Here is a 17,728-nt window from a genome sequence, read left to right as displayed (position 1 = left end):
GACGGCGATCCACGACTGACGCGAATGGCGCCGCAGCTGCTCCGCAACTCGATCTGGCTCGCATCGACCCTCGGCCTCGCGTTCGTCGCGAGCGAGGTCGCCGTGCGAGTGCTCGATCTCGGTGCGGACGTCCGCCGCCCCCCGCACGCCGGCGCGAGCGCGGGGCTCGCCGACGACGAGGAAGCGCGACGCAACGATCTCGGGCGCCAGATCCATCCCTACCTCGGGTGGAGTCGGCGACCGCGCCCGAGCGACGGAGGCGAGGCGGACGGCGCGAGCGCGCCTGCTGCGCTTGCTCGACGTCACACGCGTGTGAACGCGCTCGGGTTCGAATCGAGGATCGAGGACTACCGAGCCCTCTCCGAGCGCGACTACGTCGTCGGCGTGTTCGGCGGCTCGGTCGCATCGCAGCTCGCGACGATCGCGGGCGACGAGCTCGCAGCGGCACTCGAAGGGCGCTTTCCGTCCCTCGCCGGACGCGTCGCGATCGCGAACCTCGCGAGCGCCGGCTACAAGCAGCCGCAGCAAGCCATTGCCCTCGTCGAAGCGATCGAGCTCGGCATCCCCCTCGACCTCGTCCTCAACGTGGACGGGTTCAACGAGGTGCACCTCGGTGCGCGCGACGCACGAGCGGGGCACCACCCCTTCTTCCCGTCGCGAAGCCACTACTCGGCAGCGGTCGCACTCGGCGGCGTCGCGCCGTCCCAGGACGAGCTCCTGCACGCCGGCCGCGCGATCGACGCGCGGCGTCGCGCAGATGCGGTGCGCCACTTCGTCGCGACGAGCGCGTGGGCGCGCAGCGCACTCGTCCGCTGGATCGCGGGCCTGCGGCAGCGCGCGCTCCTCGAGCGCGCGGTCGCCGAAGAGATGCGGGTCGAGGCGCTCGCCGCGAAGGGAGCGGGCGGCGCGCGCGTCGCGCAGCTTCCGATCGACTGCGGAGCCGACGATCCGCGCTGCGGCGACGTCCTCGTGGACCTGTGGGTCCGGGGGTCGCGCATGATGGCGGCCCTGAGCCGGGCGGCGGGCGCGGACTACGTCCACGTACTCCAGCCCAACCAGTACGTCCCCGGCTCGAAGCCCCTCGACGCCCAGGAGCGCGCGAACGCGTACCGCGAGGGCGGACTGCAGCAGAACGTCGCGTGGGGATACCCGCTGCTCTTCGACGCGATTCCGCGCATCGAGGCGGGCGGGATCGAGTTCCACGACCTGACGCGCATCTTCGTCGACCGGCAGGAGCCGATCTACGTCGACGTGTGCTGCCACTACAACCGCGCGGGCAACGTCGTGCTGGCGCGCTCGATCGTCGAGCAGCTGCGCATCGACCCGGGTGGGCGGTGAACCGGCGGGACGCCCGCGCGGTGCTCGCGGCGGTGCTCGGCACGCTCGTCGCGTGCGATCGCGCGCCGGCCTCCGACGCGAACACACGGGAGAGCATCCTCCTCGTCTCGATCGACACGCTCCGCGCCGACTCCGTCGGCACGTACGGGAGCGCGCGGCCGACGCCCGTGCTCGACGCGCTCGCGCGCGAGTCGATCGTGTTCCGCAACGCCTACGCACCGGCGCCGTGGACCATCCCGTCGCACGCGAGCCTGTTCACGGGCCTCGCGCCGCGCGCGCTCGGCGTGAACGGGCGAACGGCGATTCCCGACGCGGCCCCGATGCTCGCCGAGGCGCTCGCCGGCGCGGGCTACGCGACGGGCGCGCGCGTCAACACGACGTACGTGGGCTCGAAGTACGGATTCGATCGCGGCATGGACGAGTTCTCCCTCCACCCCGACCGCAAGGACGTCGCGCAGGGCGTCGACGCCGCACTCGAGTTCGCGCGACGCATGCGCGGTCGCCCCTCGTTCTTCTTCCTCCACGTGTTCGACGTGCACGGTCCGTACACGGCGCCGGCGCCGTGGACCGACCGCTACGTGAGCGACGCGCTCCCGCCCGACGACGCGCTCCCCTTCCTGCGTCGGCTCGCCTATCAACGGCACCTGCGCGAGCTGCCGCAGGCGACCGGCGTGGCGTGGGTGCGCGCGCGCTACGACGCGGGCGTCGCGCGCGTCGACGCCGAGCTCGAGCGGCTCTTCGAGGGGCTGCGCGCCGCGGGAGCGTGGGACGACACGTGGGTCTTCGTCACGTCCGACCACGGAGAAGCCTTCTACGAGCACCGCGTCTGGATCGGGCACGGGCTCTTCCTCTACGAGCCCGAGCTCCGCGTTCCCCTGATCGTGAAGCCGCCCGCGCGCGTCGCGGGCGGGCGGGCGATCGACGTTCCCGTCTCGCTGATCGATCTCGGGCCGACGATGCGCGCGATCGCCGGCCTCGAGCCGGATCCCGCCGCACAGGGTCGGTCGCTGCGGCCCGTTCTCGAGGGGGAGGCGTCGCTGCCCGCGGACCACGCCGTGTTCGGCGACTCGCCGCACCTCGGCGACGCGGGCTTCGTCCGCGTCGGCCGCTGGAAGTACGTCGAGGACGCGCGGGCCAGCGTCGAGCCGGTGCTCCGCAACCACCTGAAGCCGGAGCCCGACGTCCGCGACGAGCTCCGCGCGCGTCTCGACCTCGGGCCGAAGCTGTTCGACCTCGAGACGGATCCAGCGGAGACGTCGAATCGGATCGACGACCACCCCGACGTCGCCGCGCGCCTCGCCGCGCGTCTCGCGGCGCGCCAGGCCGAATCCGACGCGATTCGCGCACGCCTGCGCGCCCGCACCGCGCGGCCGCCGCCCGTCGACCTCACCCCCGACGAGAAGCGGCAGCTGCGCGAGCTCGGCTACGGGGAGTGAGCGTCGGGCTCGCCGTCGCGCGGGGCGCGGCAGGCGGGGTAGCCGTCCGTGCCCGCGACGTCGCCTTCGATGCGGGCCGCCGTGCGCGCGTCGACGGCCTTGAAGTCGGTGGCGCGGAGGTCGGCGTCGCGCGCGAGTCCGTCGCGCGGGGCGTCGAGGTAGGCGATGCGCGCGCGCGCGACCTCGCTCGCGGGGCGCGCGTAGACGGCGTAGCCGACGGACCGCGGGCCGCAGCGGAAGAAGGCGACGAGCTCGGCGCCGAGGGCCTCGCGCGAGGGCGCGCCGCTCGGGAACTCGCCGAGGTAGTACATCGCGGCGTGGAAGCGCGCCTCGTCGGGGCGCGAGTTGAGGAAGGTGCCGTCGTAGACGGGCCCGCCGTACTCGTAGGCGGGGAGGCCCCACGGCGAGGCGAGGAGCTCGGTCGCGCTCGTGTGCTTGCGCAGCCAGGCGCCGGCGGCCTGGCGCGCGAGGTCGCTCTCGGCGTAGGGCGCGAGATGGGTGCGCGGCGTCGACGGCGCGAGCTGGTACTCGGCGAGCGGTCGCACCCAGACGACGGCGGCGAGCACCACGAGCGTCGCGCGCGCGAGCTCCGCGGCGCGCGCGCCGAGCGACGCGGCCGCCGCGGCGAGCGCGACGCCGTCGAGCAGTGCGATCGCGGCGAGCGGCGCGAGCAGCGCGGTCGGCGCGAGCAGGTACCACGGGTACGGCGCCCCGAGGTCGACGAGCGAGAAGACGGCGACGTGGAGCACGAGCCAGACCGAGGCGAAGACGCCGGCGCGCGAGCGCGCGCGCGGGTGGAGCTGCAGGAGCACGGCGAGCGCCGCGGGCACGACCTGCCACGCGCCGTGGTCGAGCAGGCCGTCGACGACCCAGCCGCGGTCGAAGGCGGCGTTCGCGTGCTCGGCGAGCTTCGTCGCGGCCGAGTTCGGGAGCACGGAGCCGAACGCGGCGAGCTGGAGCGCCGCGACCGGGAGGTAGGCCGCGAGCGCCCACGCGGCTTCGCGCAGCGCGAGCCGGCGCTCGCAGACCGCCACGCTCGCGGCGAGCGCGAGCGCCGCGGCCGCGCCGTCGAGCTTGTTCGCGACGAGGGCGCCGACGGCGAGCCCGCGGAAGGCCGCGCTCGACGTGCCGCACGCGGCGACGGCGAGGCACGCGAGCGCGAGCGTGAGCGGCGACTCGAGGCCGCTGAAGAGGAGCCCGGTGCGGAACGGGCTCACGACCAGCGCGAGCCACGCGAGCGCGGCGGCGGCGAGCGAGCCGCGCCGCGCGAAGGCGAAGACGAGCGCGCCCGCCGCGACCGCGACCGACGCGACGCCGATCGCGACGACGGCGCTCGCGGGCGCGACGCCCGCGCGCAGCGCGGCCGCGAGGAGGAGCGTGTAGAGCGGGTTGCTCGAGCCGTTGACGCGCTCGCCGTCGTTGTATCCGAAGCCGCGGCCCTCGGCGATGCGCTCGGCGTAGCGGAGGGTGATGCCGCCGTCGTCGCCGACGAACGACGGAACGTCGGCCGCGGCCGCGAAGGCGGCCGCGAGCAGCGCGCCGAGGAGCGCGCTCGCGAGGGCGTTGCGCGGGGAGATCGGAGGCGTTCGCATGCGACGGCGACCGGGGCTCGGCTCCTGCGGGCGCGGCGCGCGCCCGGGCCCTCGACCGGGCACCCCGCCGCGACGGGGCTGTGTAGGCCATCGCTCCGAACGGCGCCGCACCGCGCGCTAGACTGCCGCGCTCCCCGCCGCTGCCCCTGCGCGAGTGCCCCGATGAGCGACGACCGCGACGACAAGCCCTGGCGCGCCCGGATCGAGCCGCTCGAGAGCGAGCCGCGCGACCTCGCCGCCGCGCTCGCCGAGATCGACGTGCTGCTCGAGATCCGCGCGCACCGCGAGTGGGTCGTCGAGGGGCTGCGCGCGCACGTCGCGAACGTCGAGGGGCTGCTCGGCGAGGCGCGCGAGCGCGTCGACGGGCTCGAGGGGCACACCGCGAACCTCGAGGACCGGCTCGCGCAGCTCGAGCGCCACGCCGCGAACCTCGAGGGCGACCGCGCGGGGCTCGAGGCCGACCGCACCGAGCTGCGCGCCGCGCTCGCCGAATCCGAGCGGCACGTCGAGAGCCTGCGCCTCGCGCTCGAGGAGACGCGGCGGCACGCGGCCGTCGTGGCGAAGCGGCTCGCACAGGCCGAGGCGCAGCGGGCACAGGGCGCGGCGGGCGCGGCCGGCGAGCCGGCCCGCCTCGTGCCCGACGAGGACGTGATCCGGCGGCAGATCGACGAGTGCCGCGAGGCGCACGACGAGGTCGGCTACTACGGCGCGGCCGAGCCGGGCATCGACGGCCAGTGGCGCGACCTGATCTGGCCGGCGATCGAGCGCGCGGATTTCCGGAGCGTGCTCGAGCTCGCGCCCGGCCACGGGCGCAACACGGCGAAGCTCCTCGAGCACGCGCGCGAGATCCACCTCGTCGACGTCAACAAGTCGTGCATCAAGGCGTGCCGCAAGCGCTTCGGCGACGGGACGCCGAGCTGCCGGCTCCACTATCACGTGAACGACGGCCGCTCGCTCGCCGGCATCGCCGACGCGAGCATCACGTTCGTCTACAGCTGGGACGCGATGGTGCACTTCGACAAGCGCGTCGTGCGCGAGTACGTGCGCGAGTTCGCGCGCGTGCTGGCGCCGGGCGGCACGGGCTTCGTGCACCACTCGAACTTCGGCACGGTGTCGAGCAGCGAGCGCTGGCTCGAGAACCCCTCGTGGCGCAGCAACATGACGCGCGAGCTCTTCGCGGACTACTGCGAAGAGGCCGGCCTCGAGGTCGTCGAGCAGCGCCTGCTCGACTGGTTCCTCGAGGACCTCGACTGCATCTCGACCTTCCGCAAGCCCGCGCGCTGAGCGCGCGCCCCCTGCCCGCACTGCCCGTTCGCGCGTCAGCGCTGCCCGCCTGGTGAGCAGCCGTCGGCCCGCTTTCGGCGTCGATCGGGCACGAACGCGCCCAGTCGAGCTTCTCGCGTAGCGCTCCGGCGCCGACCGGCCCGGCCGAGCGCGTTGGCACGCGCGTTGCTCCTGCGAAGGCCCGAACGAGCCCCCTGGCTCGACGAGCGCGTGCAGCGTGAAGGGTGCGTCACGCGCGCGACGACCCCACCGACCCTGGAGAACCCACACCGATGCTTCGAAGAACCGCTCTTGGAGCAGCCGCGCTGCTGGCGGGCCTCGCCCTGCCGGCGGTGGCGCTCGCAGAAGACACCGTCTCGCCCGGAACGTTCGTCGCCAACAACGTCTGGATGATGCTCTCGGCCGGCCTGGTGTTCATCATGCACCTCGGCTTCGCGACGCTCGAGTCCGGCCTCACGCGCTCGAAGAACACGGTCAACGTGCTCTTCAAGAACGTGTTCATCGTCTGCATCGGCATCCTCACGTACTACGTGATCGGCTTCAACCTGATGTATCCGGGCGACTTCAACGGGTACCTCGGGTTCGCCGGGTTCGGTCTCACTCCGCCCGAGAACGGCATGACGCCCGACTACGCGAGCGGCGGCTACACCTACTGGACCGACTTCCTGTTCCAGGCGATGTTCGCCGCGACCTGCGCGACGATCGTCTCGGGCGCCGTCGCCGAGCGCATCAAGCTGACGTCGTTCATGGTCTTCTCCACGATCTTCGTCGCGCTCGTCTACACGATCGCGGGCTCGTGGAAGTGGGGCGGCGGCTGGCTCGACGCGATGGGCTTCTACGACTTCGCCGGCTCGACGCTCGTGCACTCGGTCGGTGGCTGGGGCGCGCTCGTCGGCGCCGCCGTGCTCGGGCCGCGCCTCGGCAAGTACGCGAAGGACGGCCGCATGACGCCGATCCCGGGCAGCAACATGCCCTCGGCGGTGATCGGCGTGATGCTGCTCTGGCTCGGCTGGTTCGGGTTCAACGGCGGCTCGGTGCTGTCGGCCGACCCGGAGCTCACCTCGCTCGTGCTCGTGACGACGTCGCTCGCGGCGGCCGCGGGCGGGATCGGCGCGATGATCGCCTACTCCTTCGTGAGCTCGAAGCCCGACCTCTCGATGGCGCTGAACGGCATCCTCGCCGGGCTCGTGGGCATCACCGCGGGCGCGGACGTGATGACGCCGCTCTCCGCGGTCGTGATCGGCCTCGTCGCGGGCGGCATCGTCGTGGGCTCGGTGATCGCGATCGACAAGATCAAGATCGACGACCCGGTCGGCGCGGTCTCGGTGCACCTCGTGTGCGGCATCTGGGGCACGCTCGCGGTCGGCATCTTCTCGACCAACCCCGACCACTCGTTCGTGACGCAGCTGATCGGCGTCGGCGCCTACGGTGCCTTCACGCTGGTCTGCGCCTCGGCGCTCTTCCTGGGCATCAAGGCGACGATGGGCCTGCGCGTGAGCCCCGAGGAGGAGCTCGACGGTCTCGATCACGGCGAGCACGGCATGCACGCCTACGACGTCGCTCCCGTCGGCGCCGGCCTCCCCGGCGCGGCGCCCGGGTCGGCGGCCGCGGGTCACAGCTTCGCGCGCACCGCGATCGCCGCGGAGGGTCGCTAGCCCTCGCGGGCCGGCGACGGAGGTACGCAAGCCATGAAGAAGATCGAAGCCATCATCAAGCCCTTCAAGCTCGACGACGCGAAGGAAGCTCTCGCCAACGTGGGCATCCAGGGGCTCACGGTGAGCGAGGTGAAGGGGTTCGGCAGGCAGAAGGGACACAGCGAGCTCTACCGCGGAGCCGAGTACGTGGTCGACTTCCTGCCGAAGCTCAAGCTCGAGGTGGTCGTGTCGGACGACATGGTGGAGAAGGTCACGGACGCGCTGTGCGAGGCGTGCCACACGGGACGCATCGGCGACGGCAAGATCTTCGTCCTCGATGTCGCGGACGCGATCCGCATCCGCACCGGCGAGCGCGACGAGGCGGCCCTGACGGCAGCCTAGGCGGACGTCGCGATCGCACCGGGCGGGCCGGTGGAGCACACGCTCCACCGGCCCGTTCCATTTCGGGGAGGCGCGGGGGAGGCGGGCGCCCGCGCGAGCGCAGCCGGTGCGCGTCGGCGCGCGGATCGAGGCGCGCGCATCAGCGCGCCGACACCTCGCCCGCCGTGTGGCGCGCGACCTCGACGACGAGCTTCCCCTGCGTGCGCCGCTCGGCGAGAGCGGCGAGCGCCTCGGGGATCGCCTCGAGGCCGCGGTGGAGCGCGACCGCGGGCCGCAGCGCGCCCCGCGCCGCGAGCGCGAACAGGTCGTCGAGCAGTGCGCGCGCGCGCTCGGGCGCGCGCGCCTCGAAGCCCGGCCAGTTCACGCCGACGACGTCGACGCCGGCCCGCTGCACGCAGTCGAGCGCCAGCGCCGGGATGTCGCCGCTCGCGAAGCCGACGACGAGCAGCCTCCCCTTCCACGCGAGGCAGTCGAGCGAGCGGAGCGCCGTGTCGCCGCCGACCGGGTCGAAGACGACATCGACGCCGCGCCCGTCGGTCCACGCGCGCACGCGCTCGACGAAGTCGCCCTCGGCCGTGTCGACGGCGCGTTCGGCGCCGTGCGCGAGCGCGAGCGCGCACTTCTCCGCGCCCCCCGCGGTCGCGAAGACGCGCGCGCCGCGCGCCGCCGCGATCTGCACGGCGGCGAGGCCCGTCCCGCCCGCGGCCGCGTGCACGAGCACCGTCTCGCCGCGTCGCAGCGCGGCGCGGTCGACGAGCGCGGCGTGGCTCGTTCCATAGGTGATGGGAAGCGCCGCGGCGCGCGCGAAGTCGAGCGCGTCGGGCACGCGGATGCAGCGCGCGGCAGCGACGGCCGCGCGCTCGGCGAAGGCACCGACCGTGCCGGACGCCGCGACGCGGTCGCCGGGCGCGAGGCCCGCGACGCCCTCGCCGACGGCCGCGACCTCGCCCGCGAGCTCGCGCCCGAGCACGAAGGGCAGCGGCGGACGCTCCTGGTAGCGGCCGCGCGCGAGCAGCACGTCGGAGAAGTTGAGCGCGGCGGCGCGCACGGCGACCACCACCTCGCCGGGCGCGGCCGCGGGCTCGTCGACGTCGTCGCGCACGCGCAGCGCGCGCGGCTCGCAGGGCTCCTCGACGACGACGGCGCGCACGCGGCCTCCGTGGCGCGCGTCGCACTCGCCGCACGCGCGGGCCGCAGTCTATCCCACGCGCGCGATACACTGCGGCCATGCCGCACCCCGACGTCGACGCCCTCAAGCGCGCGGTCTCGCATAGCATCGATCGGCTCGAGCCCGAGCTCCTGCGCGTCTCGCACGCGATCCACGCGCGGCCCGAGCTCGCGTTCGAGGAGCGCGAGGCGCAGGCCCTGCTCGTCGGTGCGCTTCGCGCCGCGGGCCTCGCCGTCGACCCGGGCGCCTACGGCCTGCCGACCGCGTTCGCCGCCGACTTCGGCGCGGCCGACGGGCCGCGCGTCGCCGTGCTCGCCGAGTACGACGCGCTGCCCGACATCGGGCACGCCTGCGGCCACAACCTGATCGCGACGTCCGCGCTCGGCGCCGCGCTCGCGCTCGCCGAGCTCGGCGACGCCCTTCCCGGCCGCGTGCGCCTGCTCGGGACGCCGGCCGAGGAGCGCGGCGGCGGCAAGGAGCGGATGGCGCGCGAGGGCGCGCTCGAGGGCGTCGACGCGGCGCTCATGATGCACCCGTCGAGCGTCGACCTCGTGACGATGCCGTGCACGGCGCTCGCCGAGGTCGACGTGATCTACCGGGGGACGGCGGCGCACGCCGCCGCCATGCCGGAGCGCGGTGTCAACGCGCTCGATGCGCTCGTCACCGCCTACCAGTCGATCGCACAGCTGCGCCAGCACATCCGCCCGCGCGAGCGCATCCACGGCGTGATCACGGAAGGCGGCGGCGCGCCCAACATCGTCCCCGACCGCGCCGTCGGCCGCTTCTACGTGCGCGCCGCGAACCAGCGCGAGCTCGACGCGTTGAAGAAGCGGGTGGCCGCGTGCTTCGAGGCCGGTGCCCTCGCCACGGGCGCGACCGTCGAGGTGCAGTGGAGCGACGTCGACTACCTCGACATCCGGCGCAACGAGCCGCTCGAGGAGGCGTTCCGCTCGAACGCCGAGCGCCTCGGCCGCAGCTTCTTCCCGATCGACAAGCTGCCCGCGAGCCTGGCCGGCAGCACGGACATGGGCAACGTCAGCCACCGCGTGCCCTCCATCCACCCGATGCTCGCCGCGGCGCCCGTCCACTGCACGATCCACAACGCCGAGTTCGCCCTGCACGCGCGCGCGGAGATCGGCGACCGCGCGGCGATCGACGGCGCGAAGGCGCTCGCGATGACGGCGCTCGACGTGCTCGCCGACGCCGACCTGCGCGCGCGCGCGCGCGCGATCTTCGAGAGCCGCGCCGATGGCTGAGCCCACGCGGCGCGCGCGCGCGTGACCCCCGTCGGCGGCCCGGCGCTCCCGAAGCTCGCGCTCGTCGGCGCGGGTGCCGTCGGGCTCGCGCTCGGCGCGCGCCTCGCGGCCGCCGGTGTCGACGTCGCGGTGCTCGCGCGCACGGCGGCGGCCGCGCGCCGCAGCGCGCGCGACGGCATTGCGGGGCGCGACCCGGCGACCGACGAGGAGATCGAGGCGCGCGTCTCCACGGCCGCAACCTCGCCGGCGGAGATCGAGGACCTCGCCTCGCGCACCGCGCTGCTCTGCGTGCGCGCTCCCGACACGGCGACCGTCGTCGCGGAGCTCGCGCGCACGGCGCCCGCGATCGCCGTCGCGTGCGCGCAGAACGACGTGGACAACGAGGACGTGGCGGCGGCGGTCTTCGACCGCGTCGTGGGCGTCGTCGTGCGGCAGACGTGCACGCGCACGTCGCCCCGCTCGGCACTCGCGCTCGGACGCGGGCGCATCGTCGTCGGCCCCGCCAGCGCGGCGGCCTCGGGAGACGCGCGCGCGCTCGCGGCCGCGTTCCGCGCGGCCGGCTTCGACGTCGGCGAGTCGCCGGACGTCCGCGCCGACAAGTGGCTCAAGCTCTGCATCAACCTGATGAGCGTCCCGAACGCACTCGTGCGCCGCGGCGAGCACGCGAGCGAGGCGTTCGTCGAGATCAAGGCGCGGCTGCTCGAGGAGGCGCGCGACGCGCTCGCGGCCGCGGGTGTCGCCGCGCGCTCGTGCGACGGGCGCGACCGATCGCTCGACGAGGAGATCGTCTTCCAGCGCGCGTCCGCCGCTGCGGGGACGAGCGCCCGCGACCTCCCGCTCTACAACGCGGTGTGGGCGGCGCTCCGCTACGGCGCGCCGCTCGAGGCCGACCTGTACCACGAGCGGATCGTCGCCCTCGCGCGGGCGCACGGCGTCGCCGCGCCGATGAACGCGCGCGCACTCGACCTCGCGCTGCGCGCGCGGCGCGAGGGGCGCGGCCCCGAGAGCGCGCGCTGCGCGGACTTCCTCGACGGAATCCACGCGGCCTGACCGGGCGAACGCCCGAGCGCGCCTTCGCGCCTCAAGCGCGATTCCGGCCTCGTCGAAGGAGTGCAGCGGTGCTGCAACGCGTGCCGGAGGCCGGCGCGTGACAGGCCTTTGCGACCCGGCCGGCGGCGCCGGCGAGGAACGGTGGGAGCGGCGTGACCGGCGACGAAGCACGAGCCCCGCGTCCGCCCGTCGGCCGCCCGCGCATCCTCGTCGTCGACGACGACAAGGTCGCGCGCGAGATGACGCGCGACGCGCTCTCCTCCCGGTACGAAGTCCTCACCGCCGTCGACGGCTTCGACGCGACGGCGAGCATCTTCAGCGACCACCCCGACCTGATCGTCCTCGACCTCGAGATGCCGCGCGTGAACGGCCTCGACGTGCTGCGCGCGATGCGCCGCGCGGGCTCGACCCTTCCCGTGCTCGTCGTCTCGGGCCGCCTCGCCCGCGCGACCGACCGGCTGCGCGTGCTCGCGCTCGGTGCGACGGACGTGCTCGCGAAGCCCGTCCACCGCTTCGAGCTGCTGCAGAAGATCGACATGCTGCTGCGCCTGCCGACGTCGGTGCTCGCGAACCCCGTCTCCGGCGACGTCGAGCGCATGCTCGCCGACACGGCGGGAATGGACGTGCTCGACGACGCCGCGTTCGAGCGCCGCATCGAGCTCGCCTCGCGCTTCCAGGTCGAGTTCGGGCTCGACTCGACGATCGTCGCGGTCGAGAGCGACGACGTCGCGATGCTCGACGCACTCCTCGAGCTCGCGTGCAGCCGGCTGCGCGCCGAGGACTCGGCGCTGCGGCTCTCCGACCGGCGCGCGCTCCTCCTGCTGTGCGCGAGCGCGCCGCCGATCGCGCCGGTCGTGCTGCGACGGCTCGCGCGGCAGCTCGCCGAGGAGGGCGGGAGCGCGGCGTGCATGCGCTGCGCGCGTCACGAGGTGGAGCCGTTCTTCGACGGCGTGAAGTGGGACGACCTGTTCGTCGAGCTCGCGCCCTGGCCGCCGCCCGAGCCCGCGCCGGAGCCGCGCCCGCGAAGCTAGGCCTGCGCCGGGCGCTGCGCGCCGATGCCGCGCACGAGCAGCTCGACGTCGCGGCGGATCGCGTCGAGGCAGGCGTCGTCGTCGACGAGCCCGTTGACCCACGGGATCCGCGCCCCCTGCGTGATGTGGAAGAGCGTCCGGGCCGCCTCGAGCACGTCGAGGTCGCGCGCGAGGTCGCCGCGCATGCGCCCGATCTGGAGGATCTCCGCGAGCAGGCCGATCGTGCGATCGTGCAGCGCGAGCACCTGGCGCGCGACGCGCGCCTGCGGTCGCGTCGTCGCGCGCAGCGCGATCAGCGTGAAGTCGCGATCGGCGGCGAGCAGCTCGTGCTGGAGGCGGAGGAAGCGCTCGACGCGCGCGGCCGTCGGCGCGCGCCGGTCGTCGCTCGCGCGGAAGCGCTTCCACGCCTCCTCCTGCAGCACGGCGAGCTCGCTCACGAGCAGCTCCTCCTTCGAGCGCACGTGCCGGTAGATCGAGCTCGCCCCCATGCCCGCGCGCTCGGCGATGGCGCGCAGGGTCGCGCCGTCGAAGCCCCGCTCGCGGAAGAGCTCGCGCGCCGCGCGCAGGATGCGCGCGCGGCTGCGGCGGCCGCGCACGAGCCGCCCGTCGTCGGAGCGCAGCCTCCGCGGCGCGCCTCCCTGCGCATCGGAGACGCTCGACGTCACACGAGCCGCTCCGGGTTCTCGAGCGCGGTCTTGATCATCTCCATCGAGATGCCGCCGTAGAGCCCGTCCGCCATGCGCTCGTCGTACGAGAACTTGATCTCGAAGAAGCGCGAGCCGTCGATGCGCGTCTTCACGCGGCCCATCATCGCGAAGATCGAGCACGTGCCGTACTCCCACAGGTGGTGGTAGCCGGCCTCCATGTCGACCGAGCCGAGGTTCGCGGCGAAGAGCGTCGCGAAGAGCGGGTCGTCGTCGACCATCTTCTTGGGCAGCAGGCCCAGGGCGTTCGCCTTGCCGAGCGCCCAGACGGCGAAGCGCGTGACGAATGGCGGGAAGCGCAGCCCGAGGCCCATCTCGCGATCGCTCTGCGTCTTCTCGCCGCCGCGTCGCCGCACGAGGCGGGACGCGATGCCCTCGACCATCTCCTCGACGCTCTTGTCGAGGTCGAAGCGGCGCTTCACGGTGACGAGCGGCGCACCGTCCTCGAGCGTCATCTTCGCGCTGAACGTGATCCACACCTCGTCGCGCTGCCAGAGCCGCCCGCCCGCGACGAAGCGATTCACGTGAGGGCGCTGGCGGATCGTCTCGGCGATGGCCCGCAGCATCAGCAGGAAGAGCGAGAGCTTGCGATCCGGCGGCGCGGTCGCGTTGTACGTCTCGACGAAGCGCAGCGCGGGATCGGGATCGACCTCGAGCGTGTACAGCACGAGCGAGTCGTTGCGGCGCGGCGAGATGAAGGGCATGAACGCGCGCATCGGGGACAGCCCCCGCACGAGCGTCGCGTCGGAACGTCGGCCGAACATCGAATTCCTCCTGCCGTGCGGCGGCGGATGCGAGGGGGCGGCGGCGCACGCCCACGCTCGCTAGGCCCCGCCCGGCCTCCGCCACAGGCGGAACACCGGGACCCCGAGCACGCGTTCCTCGCCGACGACGCGATACGCCGCGCGCGCGTAGAGAGCGAGATTCTCGCGTCGGTCCGTCTCGAGGTAGCTCGGCGCCCCGTCCGCGTCGACACGCGCGAGGAACGCGTCGAGCAGGGCCCGTCCGACGCCGCGGCGCTGCGCGTCCGGCTCGACGCCGACCATGTCGAGGTACCAGTGCGGCTCGCGCGGGTGCGCGCGCTCGAGCTCGAAGTGGACGCGCGCCCAGCGGCGCGCGGTGCGGAGCCCCTGCGCGGCGAGCACGCGCAGCTGGGTCGCGACGCCCGGGAGCGGGAGCGGGTGGACGCCGGGCGGCTGCGCGACCAGCACGCCGACGAGCGCGCCCGCGCGCCGGGCGCCGAGCACGAGCGCGAGACCGCGCGCGCTCTCGAGCGCGGCGCGCGTCCCGGCCCGGTTGGCGCGCAGCCGGCGGCGCGCACGGCCGCCGACGACCGCGGTGTTGAGCGGGTTGTCGCGGAACGCGCGAGCGAGCAGCTGCACCGCCGCGTCGCGCTCTGGTTCGTCGAGCGGCCCGACGTCGAGCGGCCCGACGTCGAGCAGCCGCGCGTGCCCACCGCCGTGCCCGCCGGCGGGCGCGCGCCCCGCCGCGACCGCGACCGCACCGGAACGCCCTGCGCCGAAGCCGTCGTCGACGTGCGCCATCGGGCGGCGAGCCTAGCCGCTCCGGGGCCGGCGCTCGCGCGTCAAGCGCCCCGACGGCACCCCCGAAGAGGGGAGCCATGGCGGGCGAAGACCTCCAGGGATGGCTGGCGAGCGCGGACGCGGCCGAGCGCCGCGGCGACGGCGCGGCGCTCGTCGACGCGCTCGAACGCGCGGCCGCCCTGGCTCCCGGCGAGCCCAAGCTCTGGAAGCGCCTCGCGCGCAGCTACCAGGACGTCGGCCGCTACCAGGAGACGCTCGCCGCCCTCGTCCGGGCGGCCGAGCTCTACACGAGGGCCGGCGCGGGGATCCAGGCGATCGCCGTCTGCAACTGGATCCTCGACGTCGACCCCATGCACACCGCGACGCTCGACCGGCTGGCCGCGCTGCGCGACGGCGTCGGGCCGGCCGCCGCGCGACCCGCGCGCGCGCGGCCCGCGGCGCGCCCTGCCGCGCGCGGCGCCGCGCCGATCGAGGAGCTCCTGCTGGTCGAGGAGGCGGCGGACGGGTCGCTCGACGGCGGCGCCGACGAGGTCGACGTGACGGAGGTGCTCGAGCTCGACGACGAGGTCGTCGGCGAGGACGTCGTCGCGCCCGCGCTCGGGGACGAGGGAGGGGAGAAGGCGCCGCGCGCGGGCGCGCCGCCGGCACCCGCGCTGGAGCGCGCGCCCGCCGCGGAACGCGCGCCCGCCGCCGAGCTCCCGTGCGAGCCCGACCCGCCGGCGGCCGACCCCGAGGCGCGCGCGGCCGCGCGCTCGCTCGTCGCGACGCCGATCTTCGGCCGCCTCGGCGTGCGCGCGCTCCGCAAGCTCGTCGCGGCGGCGCGCCGCGTCGCGGTGGCCGAGGGAGACGTGGTGTTCCGCGAGGGCGACGCGCCGGACGCGCTCTACGTCGTGGTCGAGGGCGCGGTCGTACCGATCGCCGAGGCGACCGACGCGAGCCCGCGCCGCCGGCTCGGCGTGATCGAGGCGGGCGGCTACTTCGGCGAGATCGCGCTCGTCACGAACGAGCCGCGCAACGCGACGATCGAGGCGCTCGTCGACACCGAGCTGCTCGCCATCGACCGCGCCGTCGTCGCCGAGCTGCTCGACGAGGAGCCCGAGATGCTGGCGGTGCTGCTGCGGCTGCTGCGCGAGCGGCTCGTCGCGCGCCTCGTCCGGACGAGCGCGGTGTTCGCCGGCCTCGCGGCCGCGGAGCGGCGCGCACTCGCGCGCCGGTTCCGGCTGCTCGAGGTGCGCGCGGGTGCGACGCTGATCGAGCAGGGCCAGGCCGCGAGCGCGCTCTACCTGGTGCTCGCCGGCGCACTCCGCGCGTCGGCCCGCGAGGACGCGTGCGGCGAGAAGGAGATCGCCACGTTAGGCCCGGGCGCGCCGTGCGGGGAGATGTCGCTGCTGCGAGGCGTGCCGGCGAGCGCCACGGTGCGCGCCGCCCGCAAGTCGTGGGTGCTGATGCTGCCGCGGGCCGAGTTCGAGCGCGCGGCGGAGGAGGCGCGCGGCCTGCGCGAGCGGCTCGCCGCGATCGCCGATGCGCGCCGCGCCGAAGGGCTCGCCGCCTTCGACCCCGAGGACTCCTTCGACGACGCCGACGTGGTGGAGCTCGTGTGAGCCGCGCCGGTACACTGCCCGACATGGAACCCGCCGCGCCGTCGACCACGCTCGAGCTCCGCTTCGAGCACGACGGCGAGGAGCGCTCGGTCGTCGCAGGCGAGGGCGACTTCCTGATCGGGCGCGCGCCGAGCTGCTCGCTCGTGCTCGTCGACGACAGCGTCTCGCGCCGGCATGCGCGCATCACCTGCGACGGGTCGACCTGGACGATCACCGACCTCGGCTCGAAGAACGGCGTCAAGGTCAACACCTACCGCACGACGCAGCAGCGGCTCCACGACGGCGACCGCATCGATCTCGGCGCCGTGCGGCTCTACGTGCGGATCGCGCGCGCGCGCCCCGCCGCGCCCGCCAACGTGGTCTTCGAGGCGAAGTCCGAGAAGGGGCGCCGCACGGAGATCCTCGACGTCGCCCGCCTCGACACGCTGCTCGCGTCGCGCGAGGGCAGCACGCAGAGCAGCGTGTCGCCGCTCGCGGCGCCCGACGAGAGCGAACGCGCGCCCGAGATGGCGCGGCTCGCGCCCGGCGTGCGCCTGTTCGGCGACGCGGTCGAGGCGCTGATCTCCTGCGAGTCGCTCGACGAGACGCTCGAGCGCATCCTCGAGCTCGTGTTCCGCAGCATCCCGGCCGAGCGCGGCGTCATCTGCCTGCACGACGAAGCGACCGGGACGACGACGCCCAAGGTGATGCGCACGCTCGAGGGCGCGGCGGACGAGCCGATCCGCATCAGCACGCACATCGCGAACGACGTGCTCGAGCGGCGCCAGTCGCTGATCGTGAACGACCCGCTGCACGACGAGCGTTTCGGTGGCGCGGAGAGCGTGATCCTCATGCACATCCGCTCGGCGATGTGCGCGCCGCTCTACCGCGACGGCCACGTCGTCGGCTTCGTCTACGTCGACCGCCAGAGCGTCGACGACCCGTTCACGAGCGAGCACCTCCAGGCGCTCTCCGCGCTGGGCATCCTGTCGGCGGTCGCCGTCGAGCGCACGGGGCTGCGCGAGCGGCTCCGCCACGAGCAGGAGATCCGCGGGCGGCTCGCGCGCTACAGCTCGCCCGCGGTCGTCGACCGCATCGTCGGCACACCGCACGAGCCCGGGCGGATGGTCGCCGAGGAGGCGGACGTCAGCGTCGTCTTCGCCGACCTGTGCGGCTTCACGGCGATGGCCGAGACGCTCGAGCCCGCCGAGACGGTGCGGATGCTGAACCAGGTGTTCGAGCGGCTCACCGAGGCGATCTTCGAGCTCGAGGGGACGCTCGACAAGTTCCGCGGCGACGGGCTGATGGCGTTCTTCGGTGCGCCGCTCCCGATGCCCGACCACGCGGAACGCGCCGTGCGCGCGGCGCTGCGCATGCAGGAGCTGCTCGCCGAGCTCAACTCGTACTCGAAGCGGCGCAGCCTCGAGATGCGCATCGGGATCAACTCGGGCGCGGTGGTCGTCGGCGACATCGGCTCGCCCGAGCGCAAGGACTACACGGTGATCGGCGACGTCGTGAACATCGCGAGCCGGCTCGAGGCCTCCGTCGCGCTGCCGGGCGAGGTCGTCGTCGGCGAGGAGACGTGGCGGCGCGTGTCGTCGCTCTTCGAGGGCGAGCCGCTCGAGCCGGCGCGCCTCAAGGGCAAGCGCCAGGTCGTCCGCCCCGTCCGCGTGCTCGGCCCGCGCGCCGACTGAGCGCGCACACCCGCC

At 74.6% G+C, this 17,728-nt stretch carries 15 protein-coding genes; 10 read left to right on the top strand and 5 right to left on the bottom strand.

Annotation, left to right across the window (positions count from 1 at the left end):
• Positions 1–24: 24 nt before the first annotated feature.
• Positions 25–1,338 carry a hypothetical protein gene (locus tag R3E88_04135; GenBank protein MEZ4215644.1) on the top strand — a complete coding sequence of 438 codons (1,314 nt, stop codon included), beginning with the start codon at positions 25–27 and terminating at the stop codon, positions 1,336–1,338.
• On the top strand, positions 1,335–2,774 hold the full coding sequence (locus tag R3E88_04130) for a sulfatase (protein MEZ4215643.1): 1,440 nt from the start codon (positions 1,335–1,337) through the stop codon (positions 2,772–2,774). The genes R3E88_04135 and R3E88_04130 overlap by 4 nt, the downstream gene beginning before the upstream one ends.
• Here the strand turns inward: R3E88_04130 and R3E88_04125 are convergent.
• Positions 2,762–4,366, bottom strand: coding sequence for a hypothetical protein (locus R3E88_04125; GenBank protein MEZ4215642.1), 1,605 nt, complete (start codon positions 4,364–4,366; stop codon positions 2,762–2,764). The two genes, R3E88_04130 and R3E88_04125, sit on opposite strands and share 13 nt — an antisense overlap.
• A gap of 162 nt (positions 4,367–4,528) precedes the next feature.
• On the opposite strand from R3E88_04125, the gene R3E88_04120 reads away from it, so the two are divergent.
• The 3 genes from R3E88_04120 (at position 4,529) to R3E88_04110 (ending at position 7,686) form a co-directional block, all read left to right on the top strand.
• Positions 4,529–5,650, top strand: a complete 1,122-nt coding sequence (locus R3E88_04120; protein MEZ4215641.1) for a methyltransferase domain-containing protein — start codon at positions 4,529–4,531, stop codon at positions 5,648–5,650.
• A gap of 389 nt (positions 5,651–6,039) precedes the next feature.
• Positions 6,040–7,305: an ammonium transporter gene (locus tag R3E88_04115; protein MEZ4215640.1), complete on the top strand. Its 1,266-nt coding sequence runs from the start codon at positions 6,040–6,042 to the stop codon at positions 7,303–7,305.
• A gap of 33 nt (positions 7,306–7,338) precedes the next feature.
• A complete protein-coding gene (locus R3E88_04110; protein ID MEZ4215639.1) occupies positions 7,339–7,686 on the top strand; it encodes a P-II family nitrogen regulator in 348 nt (115 codons plus the stop codon).
• 139 nt (positions 7,687–7,825) lie between these two features.
• Here R3E88_04110 and R3E88_04105 read toward each other — a convergent pair whose 3' ends face one another.
• Positions 7,826–8,836: an NADPH:quinone oxidoreductase family protein gene (locus R3E88_04105; GenBank protein MEZ4215638.1), complete on the bottom strand. Its 1,011-nt coding sequence runs from the start codon at positions 8,834–8,836 to the stop codon at positions 7,826–7,828.
• Between the two features lie 77 nt (positions 8,837–8,913).
• Here R3E88_04105 and R3E88_04100 point away from each other — a divergent pair, with 77 nt between their 5' ends.
• The 3 genes from R3E88_04100 to R3E88_04090 all read left to right on the top strand — a co-directional run bounded on the left by R3E88_04100 (position 8,914) and on the right by R3E88_04090 (position 12,191).
• On the top strand, positions 8,914–10,110 hold the full coding sequence (locus tag R3E88_04100; protein MEZ4215637.1) for a M20 family metallopeptidase: 1,197 nt from the start codon (positions 8,914–8,916) through the stop codon (positions 10,108–10,110).
• 21 nt (positions 10,111–10,131) lie between these two features.
• The gene (locus R3E88_04095) at positions 10,132–11,160 is read left to right on the top strand and encodes a 2-dehydropantoate 2-reductase N-terminal domain-containing protein (GenBank protein MEZ4215636.1); all 1,029 of its coding nucleotides are present in this window, start codon (positions 10,132–10,134) and stop codon (positions 11,158–11,160) included.
• A 152-nt stretch (positions 11,161–11,312) separates the two neighbouring features.
• On the top strand, positions 11,313–12,191 hold the full coding sequence (locus R3E88_04090; GenBank protein ID MEZ4215635.1) for a response regulator: 879 nt from the start codon (positions 11,313–11,315) through the stop codon (positions 12,189–12,191).
• Here the strand turns inward: R3E88_04090 and R3E88_04085 are convergent.
• From R3E88_04085 to R3E88_04075, 3 genes are read right to left on the bottom strand one after another with little or no spacing between them, the layout of a single operon-like run.
• Positions 12,188–12,856 (bottom strand): helix-turn-helix domain-containing protein, encoded by a 669-nt coding sequence (locus R3E88_04085; protein MEZ4215634.1) that lies wholly within the window; start codon positions 12,854–12,856, stop codon positions 12,188–12,190. The genes R3E88_04090 and R3E88_04085 overlap by 4 nt on opposite strands.
• Complete coding sequence (locus R3E88_04080; protein MEZ4215633.1) at positions 12,853–13,659, bottom strand: hypothetical protein; 807 nt, start codon at positions 13,657–13,659, stop codon at positions 12,853–12,855. The genes R3E88_04085 and R3E88_04080 overlap by 4 nt, the downstream gene beginning before the upstream one ends.
• Before the next feature lie 60 nt (positions 13,660–13,719).
• On the bottom strand, positions 13,720–14,439 hold the full coding sequence (locus R3E88_04075; protein MEZ4215632.1) for a GNAT family N-acetyltransferase: 720 nt from the start codon (positions 14,437–14,439) through the stop codon (positions 13,720–13,722).
• Positions 14,440–14,516: 77 nt separating this feature from the next.
• Here R3E88_04075 and R3E88_04070 point away from each other — a divergent pair, with 77 nt between their 5' ends.
• A complete protein-coding gene (locus R3E88_04070; GenBank protein ID MEZ4215631.1) occupies positions 14,517–16,040 on the top strand; it encodes a cyclic nucleotide-binding domain-containing protein in 1,524 nt (507 codons plus the stop codon).
• Between the two features lie 23 nt (positions 16,041–16,063).
• Positions 16,064–17,713, top strand: a complete 1,650-nt coding sequence (locus R3E88_04065; GenBank protein ID MEZ4215630.1) for an adenylate/guanylate cyclase domain-containing protein — start codon at positions 16,064–16,066, stop codon at positions 17,711–17,713.
• The last annotated feature ends 15 nt before the right edge of the window (positions 17,714–17,728 follow it).

Source organism: Myxococcota bacterium (assembly GCA_041389495.1).
Lineage (GTDB): Bacteria > Myxococcota_A > UBA9160 > UBA9160 > UBA4427 > JAWKRT01.
This window is presented reverse-complemented; position numbering and strand designations above follow the sequence as displayed.

Bases quoted from the DNA above. Each gene is read 5' to 3' on its own strand.
- R3E88_04135 (MEZ4215644.1), top strand. From the start codon at position 25: ATGGCGCCGCAGCTGCTCCGCAACTCGATCTGGCTCGCATCGACCCTC.
- R3E88_04125 (MEZ4215642.1), bottom strand. From the start codon at position 4,366: ATGCGAACGCCTCCGATCTCCCCGCGCAACGCCCTCGCGAGCGCGCTC.
- R3E88_04120 (MEZ4215641.1), top strand. From the start codon at position 4,529: ATGAGCGACGACCGCGACGACAAGCCCTGGCGCGCCCGGATCGAGCCG.
- R3E88_04115 (MEZ4215640.1), top strand. From the start codon at position 6,040: ATGATGCTCTCGGCCGGCCTGGTGTTCATCATGCACCTCGGCTTCGCG.
- R3E88_04110 (MEZ4215639.1), top strand. From the start codon at position 7,339: ATGAAGAAGATCGAAGCCATCATCAAGCCCTTCAAGCTCGACGACGCG.
- R3E88_04100 (MEZ4215637.1), top strand. From the start codon at position 8,914: ATGCCGCACCCCGACGTCGACGCCCTCAAGCGCGCGGTCTCGCATAGC.
- R3E88_04080 (MEZ4215633.1), bottom strand. From the start codon at position 13,659: ATGTTCGGCCGACGTTCCGACGCGACGCTCGTGCGGGGGCTGTCCCCG.
- R3E88_04075 (MEZ4215632.1), bottom strand. From the start codon at position 14,439: ATGGCGCACGTCGACGACGGCTTCGGCGCAGGGCGTTCCGGTGCGGTC.
- R3E88_04070 (MEZ4215631.1), top strand. From the start codon at position 14,517: ATGGCGGGCGAAGACCTCCAGGGATGGCTGGCGAGCGCGGACGCGGCC.
- R3E88_04065 (MEZ4215630.1), top strand. From the start codon at position 16,064: ATGGAACCCGCCGCGCCGTCGACCACGCTCGAGCTCCGCTTCGAGCAC.